At 37.1% G+C, this 8,351-nt stretch carries 7 protein-coding genes and 1 pseudogene; 6 read left to right on the top strand and 2 right to left on the bottom strand.

Annotated elements, in window-relative coordinates; all coding sequences use genetic code 11:
• Positions 1-878 precede the first annotated feature (878 nt).
• The 6 genes from VNJ50_RS14490 (at position 879) to nqrF (ending at position 7,045) form a co-directional block, all read left to right on the top strand.
• A complete protein-coding gene (locus VNJ50_RS14490) occupies positions 879-2,234 on the top strand; it encodes a Na(+)-translocating NADH-quinone reductase subunit A (protein WP_325583011.1) in 1,356 nt (451 codons plus the stop codon).
• 11 nt (positions 2,235-2,245) lie between these two features.
• On the top strand, positions 2,246-3,472 hold the full coding sequence (locus VNJ50_RS14485; RefSeq protein WP_325583010.1) for an NADH:ubiquinone reductase (Na(+)-transporting) subunit B: 1,227 nt from the start codon (positions 2,246-2,248) through the stop codon (positions 3,470-3,472).
• A gap of 3 nt (positions 3,473-3,475) precedes the next feature.
• On the top strand, positions 3,476-4,225 hold the full coding sequence (locus VNJ50_RS14480) for a Na(+)-translocating NADH-quinone reductase subunit C (RefSeq protein ID WP_325583009.1): 750 nt from the start codon (positions 3,476-3,478) through the stop codon (positions 4,223-4,225).
• Between the two features lie 5 nt (positions 4,226-4,230).
• Entirely contained in the window at positions 4,231-4,923 is a 693-nt protein-coding gene (locus VNJ50_RS14475) for an NADH:ubiquinone reductase (Na(+)-transporting) subunit D (protein WP_325583008.1), read from the top strand.
• A gap of 69 nt (positions 4,924-4,992) precedes the next feature.
• The gene (gene nqrE, locus VNJ50_RS14470; RefSeq protein ID WP_325583007.1) at positions 4,993-5,736 is read left to right on the top strand and encodes an NADH:ubiquinone reductase (Na(+)-transporting) subunit E; all 744 of its coding nucleotides are present in this window, start codon (positions 4,993-4,995) and stop codon (positions 5,734-5,736) included.
• Between the two features lies 1 nt (position 5,737).
• The gene (gene nqrF / locus VNJ50_RS14465; RefSeq protein ID WP_325583006.1) at positions 5,738-7,045 is read left to right on the top strand and encodes an NADH:ubiquinone reductase (Na(+)-transporting) subunit F; all 1,308 of its coding nucleotides are present in this window, start codon (positions 5,738-5,740) and stop codon (positions 7,043-7,045) included.
• Between the two features lie 143 nt (positions 7,046-7,188).
• Here nqrF and VNJ50_RS14460 read toward each other — a convergent pair whose 3' ends face one another.
• Positions 7,189-7,908, bottom strand: coding sequence for a YggS family pyridoxal phosphate-dependent enzyme (locus VNJ50_RS14460; RefSeq protein ID WP_325583005.1), 720 nt, complete (start codon positions 7,906-7,908; stop codon positions 7,189-7,191).
• A gap of 3 nt (positions 7,909-7,911) precedes the next feature.
• Positions 7,912-8,351, bottom strand: a pseudogene (locus VNJ50_RS14455) (hypothetical protein); the annotation flags it as partial.

Below are 8,351 nucleotides of genomic sequence, written 5' to 3'. Positions count from 1 at the left end.
ATCCAAACCGCATTCCAATTTCCAAAAGGCGTTTATCTCACCGAAATCAAGTTGGAAACTGTCGGAACCATTACCAAGAAAATTATGAATTAGCCGGTTTTCCTTGATTCACCCTTTAGGGCAGGGATAGAAAATCAAGGAGAACCCATCAAATATAATTCTTGTCATGTACCAAGGAAAAACCATTAAAGTTATGGCGCTTTAATGGTTTTTTTTGTGGAGTATAGCTGCTATGGAGATTATTTGATAATGACCAATGATGACCGATGACGGAAGACCGAAAACCATGATATATTTTACAAGTAGTCTTACGTCTTGTGCCAATTTGGAGACAAGAGCTTAGAATCTAGAATTTAGACAAATCGACAACCGTTAATTAGTGGGTAGAGGGTAAAGTAGTTGAATTGCAATAACTATCGGAAGAAGTTGAAATTGAATTCCGAGCTATCGGGAGAGATCGACGTTGAAATTTTTAGAATATAGAACGTAGCGGAAAGACTCCGCGAAGTTCAAGTAATGTATTTCACAAAATCGTCCTAATGTCTTATGTCATTTGGTCTTATGTCAATTTGAAGCCTAGAAACTAAAAACTGCCATTTAATTGTTGAATTTTCAATCAAAAACAAATGTCATTCAATAATTATGAGGTAAATTTGTTGAGGATTTTGATTTGATCCTTAGACTCTCCAATTCCAAAATGTAAAAGATTGCCTACAAAGGATATAAATTAAAAAAGTAAAATTTAAAGTTTGCATTAATGATTTCGTAGAATTTTTATAACAATAATTATGGAAACTGCATTATTAATTTGTAAATTTGCACCGATTTTTACTATAATAAATCGCATCATTGTAACTATTAACCAATAGATTTATAATATGTCAAACGACATTAAGATTAAGAAAGGCCTTGACATCAAACTTAAGGGGATTGCTGAAAAAACTACTGAAAAAGCTGTTTTGAGCAATTTTTATACGCTCCGACCTGATGATTTTCATGGTGTTATCCCAAAAATGGTATTAAAAGAAGGTGCAAAGGTGAAAGCCGGTGAGCCTATTTTTTATGATAAAACCAATGAGGCTGTGAAATTTGTTTCGCCGGTTTCGGGAGAGATTATCGAAATAGCAAGAGGAGAAAAGAGACGCATTGTGAGCATCAAGATTCAGGCAGATAAAGAGCAAGTTTATCAAGACAACGGTAAGCTGAACGTTGCTACCGCCACTGCAGATGCCATTAAAGCCCAATTATTGGCAAGCGGTTGTTGGGCATTTATCAAACAACGCCCGTATGACATTATTGCCAAAACGGACCGAACTCCAAAAGCTATTTTTATTTCGGGTTATGCCAGCGCACCTTTAGCTGCCGACCTTGATTATACGCTTCAGGGCAAGGAGGCCGAATTGCAAGCTGCAGTCACCGCACTGGGTAAGTTGACGCCAGGAAAAGTACATGTTACGGTTGGTCAAAACTCAAAATCGCCATTGGCGGGCCTATCAGGAATTGCGCTTCACAAAATATCTGGGCCACATCCTTCGGGGAATGTAGGAACCCAAATCAATAAAATAGATCCCGTTAATAAAGGTGAAACCGTTTGGACGGTTGCTGCACAAGACTTGGTGATTATTGGAGAGTTGTTGCTTACCGGTAAGTTTAATGCCGAGCGTATTGTAGCACTTGCAGGTTCATCGATTAAAAAGCCACGTTATTTTGTTACCAAAATTGGCAGTGAAGTGGCTACCATGATCTATGATAATGGTATCGAACAGAATAGTAATGCCCGTATCATTTCAGGAAATGTCCTATCAGGAACTCAGGTTAACCCTGATGGCTTTTTGGATTATTATAGCAATATTATTACTGTGATTCCAGAAGGTGATGATTACGAGTTGTTTGGGTGGAATAAACCTATTTTTGATAAACTGTCTATTTCAAGAGCACTTACGTTTTCGTGGTTGGCACCCAACAAAGTGTACGATTTAAACACAAATATGAACGGTGAACACCGAAATTTTGTGTTGACAGGAAATTATGAAGAAGTCTTTCCGTTGGATATTTTTGTTATGCAAATTCTAAAATCATGTCTGTATAAAGATTTGGATGAAATGGAAGCTTTGGGAATGTATGAAGTAGCTCCAGAGGATTTTGCCTTGACAGAGTTTGTATGTGTATCAAAACAACCACATCAGCATATTATTAGAGAAGGGTTGGATTTGATGATAAAAGAAATCGGTTAATATTAAAGACAATGGGTTTAAAACAAAACTTACATAATTTAAAAGAGAAATATAAGGGAACCAAAATGGCTCCGGCCTTTAATGCCCTTCATACTTTTTTATACACACCAAATGATACTGCACGCGGCGGTACACATATTAAAGCGGCAGATGATTTAAAGCGTACCATGAATACCGTAATCATGGCCTTGATACCATGTTTGATTTTTGGTATGTTCAATACCGGATATCAGCATTTTCTGGCTATTGGTGAAATCCAGGCGGTTTCCGGTGGTTTTTTCAGTAGCGAATTTTGGACGCTTCAAAACTTCGCTTTTGGCTTCTGGAAAGTATTGCCGTTGATTATCATTTCATATGCCGTCGGATTAGGAGTCGAATTTATTTTTGCTATCATCAAAGGCCACGAGGTTGAAGAAGGGTACTTGGTAACGGGAATGTTAGTGCCGTTAATCATACCTATTGATACACCTTATTGGATGTTGATCATTGCCGTTATTTTTGGTGTGGTTATCGGAAAAGAAGTGTTTGGAGGTACTGGAATGAATATCCTAAATCCAGCGCTAACCATTAGGGCATTCTTATTCTTCGCATACCCTACTTGGATGAGTGGTGATAAAGTGTGGGTACAGGGTGCAGCAGAAAGAGCTCAGGAAATAGCAAACGGATCAACAGCCGATGCCATATCCGGAGAAACAATTTTGGGAAGCTTGGCACAATCACATCCGGTTGACTATTCTGTCATGGATATGTTTTTTGGCTTTATACCTGGTTCCATAGGAGAAACTTCTACCGTATTAATTCTTTTGGCAGGATTGTTCCTGATTTTTACAAAAATTGCCAGTTGGCGAATAATGTTGAGTTCAGTGATTGGCGCTTTGGTCATGGGATACATTTTCAATATCGTTGTTGACAGTGGTTGGATTACCCAAACAAGTAAGTTCTATACGTTAATGAGCACTGAGTTTTGGCAGCATCTCCTTATGGGCGGATTGGCCTTTGGTATTGTCTTTATGGCAACCGATCCTGTAACCGGCTCACAGACCAATAAAGGTAAATGGATTTACGGCTTTCTCATAGGGTTCATCTCTATTATGATACGAGTGTTTAACCCTGCCTACCCAGAAGGCGTAATGTTGGCAATTTTATTAATGAACGTGTTTGCTCCAACTATCGATCATTATGTTGTAAAAGGCAACGTAAACAAACGATTAAAACGAGCAAAATTAAAAACAGCATAAGTTATGGCAATCGATACAGATAAAAACAGTTATACCATTATTTTTGCCGTTGTGATGGTTTTGGTAGTAGGTTCTATTCTTGCAGGACTTGCCCAAGGATTAAAACCAATGGTAAAAGCTAATGAGCGTTTTGAAATACAACAAAACATATTATATGCCTTGGGCGTTAATGAAAATAGTGGACCAAGTGATGTAAAATTCGTTTCAGCAGATAAGGTTGATGCTATTTTCAATGAGTCTATTGTTAAACAATATGTTATTGAAGGTGATAAAGTAACTGAAGATCCTTTGGCTTACATGATAAGCATTAAGAAAGAAGAAGGTTTAGCCAAGGATCCAAATTATACCAGAAGATTACCATTATTTGAAGCTCAAAAAGAGGGTAAAACAGTATATATTATTCCTGTACGTGGCAAGGGATTATGGGATGCCATTTGGGGTTTTGTAACTGTAGATAAAGATATGGTGGTTCAAGGTGTGTTTTTTGACCATGCTGGCGAAACTCCTGGTTTAGGTACTGGAATTAAGGAACGTTTTTTTATGGACGATTTTGAAGGTGAACACCTATTAGACAGTTCAGGTGATTTTCAAGGAATCAATGTTGCAAAAGGTAATTCCGATCCTAGAAATGATAGGAAAACCGACCATGCTGTAGATGCAATGGCAGGTGCAACAATTACTGGCGATGGTGTAACAGCAATGATCAAAAAGGATTTGAAAATGTATGTACCTTATTTTAAAACTTTAAAATAATAGAAATGGCAGAAGTAGCAGAAAAAGAAAAAAAAGTGAACACTCCTAAGGAACCTTTGTTTTCTAGAAAAAATAAGAAATTAGTAACTGATCCTTTATTAGATGATAACCCTATTACCATTCAGGTATTGGGTATTTGTTCGGCACTAGCTATTACGGCGCAGCTAAAACCATCTATTGTGATGGCTGTTTCTGTGATTTTCGTACTTGCAATGGGGAACGTTGTAATTTCGTTAATGCGTAATATCATTCCATCTAAAATTAGAATTATTGCGCAATTGATTGTCGTTGCCACTTTGGTAATTATTGTGGATCAAGTATTAAAGGCTTATGCTTATTCTTTAAGCAAAGAACTTTCAGTATTTATTGGATTGATTATCACCAACTGTATCATTATGGGGCGATTTGAAGCCTTTGCGTTGGCTAACGGCCCTTGGAAATCGTTCTTGGACGGAGTTGGTAATGCTGCCGGATATGGTATTATCTTAGTTATTGTTGGTTTCTTTAGAGAATTGCTTGGTTCAGGAACTTTACTTGGTATTAAAGTTTTGGGTGATCCTATCGAAAAAACCGGATTGTACAGTATAGGTTACGAGAACAACGGTTTCATGGTATTGCCTCCAATGGCGTTGATTGTTATCGGATTGATCATTTGGGTACAACGCTCTAAAAACAAAGCATTAATAGAAGATAATTAATTAGATATAAGATGTTTGATTTCAAAATCTTTGTGCATTAAACATCCTAAATCTTAATTCTAAAAAAACATGGAACATATAGAATTATTTTTTAAATCAATTTTTGTAGATAACATGATATTTGCATACTTCCTAGGAATGTGCTCTTATCTGGCGGTATCTAAAAAAGTTGCTACTGCAGTTGGCCTTGGAGCTGCTGTGATATTTGTATTGGCGGTAACGGTACCATTAAACTGGTTGTTGGATCAATACATTTTACAAGAAGGTGCTTTGTCATGGTTAGGACCTGAATATGCAGATTATGATTTAGGTTTTTTATCCTATATTTTATTTATTGCTACCATCGCTACAATGGTGCAATTGGTAGAAATTGTGGTTGAGAAATTTTCTCCGTCTTTATATAATTCATTGGGTATATTTTTACCGTTAATTGCTGTTAACTGTGCTATTTTAGGAGGTTCTTTATTTATGCAATCTCGTGAAATCCCTACGCTTGGCGAAGCAGTTACTTATGGTGTTGGATCTGGTATTGGTTGGTTTTTGGCCATTCTTGCCATTGCCGCTATTCGTGAAAAAATTAGATACTCGGCAGTACCTCCAGCTTTAAGAGGTTTAGGAATTACCTTTATCCTTACCGGATTAATGGCTATTGGTTTTATGAGCTTTGGAGGTATGCTTACCGGAGGTGACGATGGTGAACAAAGCCCAGAAGCTGTGGAGCAAGCAGTACAGCCTATTAAGAAGGATAATGACGTTGAGGTGACCTTAAAGAACGAACATTTAGACCAAACTACAACCGCATTAAATCAATAATATGTTATTAGCAGTAAGTACAACAGGTGTTATCTTAGCTACAATTATCGCGTTTTTAGTAATTACGCTTGTATTGGTTACACTTTTGTTAGTTGTAAAACAGAAATTAGCACCATCAGGACCTGTAAAAATTACCATTAATGGGGAAAAAGTGCTTGAAGTGCCTTCAGGAAACTCATTATTGACCACCTTAAGTGGACAAAAAATATTTTTACCATCGGCATGTGGTGGAGGTGGAACTTGTATTCAGTGTGAATGCCATGTTTTATCCGGTGGAGGTGAAGCCCTTCCAACCGAAACGCCACACTTTACCCGGACGCAATTAAAGGAAGGTATCCGTTTATCTTGTCAGGTAAAAGTAAAACAAGACATGGAAATCACCATTCCAGAAGAAGTTTTTGGAATTAAAAAATGGGAAGCTGTCGTTGTTAGAAATTATAACGTAGCCTCTTTCATTAAGGAGTTTGTTGTTGAAATTCCTGAGGACATGGGCTATAAAGCGGGTGGATACATCCAGATTGAAATTCCACCATGTACTATTAACTTTAAGGATATGGATATTACCGCACATCCTGAAGAGCATGATTCTCCTGATAAATTTCAAGACGAGTGGGACAAGTTTAAGTTGTGGCCATTAGTGATGAAAAACGACGAAACTACCGAGCGTGCCTACTCCATGGCTTCCTACCCAGCAGAGGGCAGAGAGATCATGCTAAACGTACGTATTGCAACGCCACCGTTTGATAGAGCAAAAGGAGGATGGATGGATGTCAATCCGGGTATCGCTTCGTCTTATATCTTTAACCAGAAGAAAGGTGATAAAGTTGTTATTTCCGGCCCTTACGGTGAATTCTTTATCAATGAATCTGAGGCAGAAATGTTATATGTTGGAGGTGGAGCAGGAATGGCGCCAATGCGTTCACACTTGTACCACTTGTTCAAAACCTTGAAAACAGGTAGAAAAGTAACTTATTGGTACGGTGGACGTTCTAAACGTGAATTGTTCTATTTGGAGCATTTCCGTGAATTGGAGCGCGATTTTCCTAACTTTAAATTTTACTTGGCTTTGTCTGAACCATTGGAAGAAGACAATTGGAAAGTGAAAGAAAATATAGATGCTCCTGGTGATGGATTTGTTGGTTTCATCCATAATTGTGTGATTGAGAACTATTTGAACCATCACGATTCACCTGAAGATATTGAATTGTATTTCTGTGGACCACCATTAATGAACCAAGCGGTTCAAAAAATGGGAGAAGACTTCGGAATCCCGGATGAAAACATCAGATTTGATGACTTTGGTGGATAAAAACCACGTATGAATTAAAAGATTTAGTGTAATTCTAAAATCTTTGAATATAGAAAAACCCAATACATCATAGTATTGGGTTTTTTGTTTTTGAATGAGGTCGATTTATGAAATTAAGTATTTATATTAAGCAGGTGCCAACTTTAATGACCCTCATTCCAATAGTAACTGTCTGGATATTTTCGTTTGCCAAAAATAGCCGTTCCTATTCTAATTATGGTCGATCCTTCTTCAATGGCCGTTTCCAGATCACCGCTCATTCCCATCGATAAGTCATGAACGGGAAGATCCAAGTCTAAAAGTTGCTGTTGTATGTTTTTTAGTAATTTAAAACATTTCCTCACCTGTTCTTTTTCTGCTGAAAATAAACCAATAGTCATCAATCCTTTAATATTAATACGGTCAAACTGTTGAACTTCCTTTGCGAATTTTATTGCGTTTTCAGGTGCCATTCCAAATTTGCTAGGTTCATAAGAGGTGTTGAATTGTAAAAAAGCATCCATCGTTCTGTCTTCGTATTCCAGTCGGTTTTGTAGTTTTTCTGCCAATTTAATCCGATCTAATGACTCGATGCAACCCACGTCATATCGTATAAGTTCTTTGACTTTATTGGTTTGTAGATGGCCTATAAAATGCTTTTGGTGCGCTACACTTTTTAAGTCGTCGTATTTTTCCTTAATCTCTTGGATTTTATTTTCACCAATTAAGGTCTGACCATATTCTAAAGCAAGTTTTATATTTTCAGCAGATACGGTTTTGGTTGCCATTAGCAGTTTGACATCGTTGCTATTTCGCCCCGAAATTTTACAAGCTGTTTCAATCCGATTTAAAATATGATCGATGTTTTTGGTTATATTTTCCATGTGTTATTCATTTATATAAACATAAATCCAGACTTCTGTGCCCGAATTCGTGGTTTCTAATAATCGTTTAGAATGGGCCAAATTGTCTTTGTCCATTTGGCTAAGTCGTTCACCTGTAACTTCAATGATGAAGCCTTCAACGCTATCACCTTTATCGGTTGATTTTTTGATGGTAAAATAATCATCGATAATAATATTAGTTGGGTTCGATGAATTTTGAATGGTTAATTGATGCAATTTGTAACCAGATAAACGGTCTGCTTTTTTTATTGTTTGATCATGCGTAGATCCTTCAGTATAATTGACAAACAGCAAATGTTTTTTTTGCTTTTCATACTGAATGGCATTGGCTTTAATTTGCTGAAGTGCCAAATCTTTAGCTTCCGCATACGATATGCCGTAAGTTCTTACAACCTTATTGATGTTTGAAGGATACTTCAATA

This window comes from Gelidibacter sp., from assembly GCF_035577925.1.
Taxonomy (GTDB): Bacteria; Bacteroidota; Bacteroidia; order Flavobacteriales; family Flavobacteriaceae; genus Gelidibacter.
The sequence above is the reverse complement of the archived record's forward strand: the minus strand, read 5'-3'. Positions and strand labels throughout refer to the sequence as shown.

Bases quoted from the DNA above. Each gene is read 5' to 3' on its own strand.
- nqrE (WP_325583007.1), top strand. From the start codon at position 4,993: ATGGAACATATAGAATTATTTTTTAAATCAATTTTTGTAGATAACATG.
- VNJ50_RS14480 (WP_325583009.1), top strand. From the start codon at position 3,476: ATGGCAATCGATACAGATAAAAACAGTTATACCATTATTTTTGCCGTT.
- VNJ50_RS14485 (WP_325583010.1), top strand. From the start codon at position 2,246: ATGGGTTTAAAACAAAACTTACATAATTTAAAAGAGAAATATAAGGGA.
- VNJ50_RS14475 (WP_325583008.1), top strand. From the start codon at position 4,231: ATGGCAGAAGTAGCAGAAAAAGAAAAAAAAGTGAACACTCCTAAGGAA.
- nqrF (WP_325583006.1), top strand. From the start codon at position 5,738: ATGTTATTAGCAGTAAGTACAACAGGTGTTATCTTAGCTACAATTATC.
- VNJ50_RS14490 (WP_325583011.1), top strand. From the start codon at position 879: ATGTCAAACGACATTAAGATTAAGAAAGGCCTTGACATCAAACTTAAG.
- VNJ50_RS14460 (WP_325583005.1), bottom strand. From the start codon at position 7,908: ATGGAAAATATAACCAAAAACATCGATCATATTTTAAATCGGATTGAA.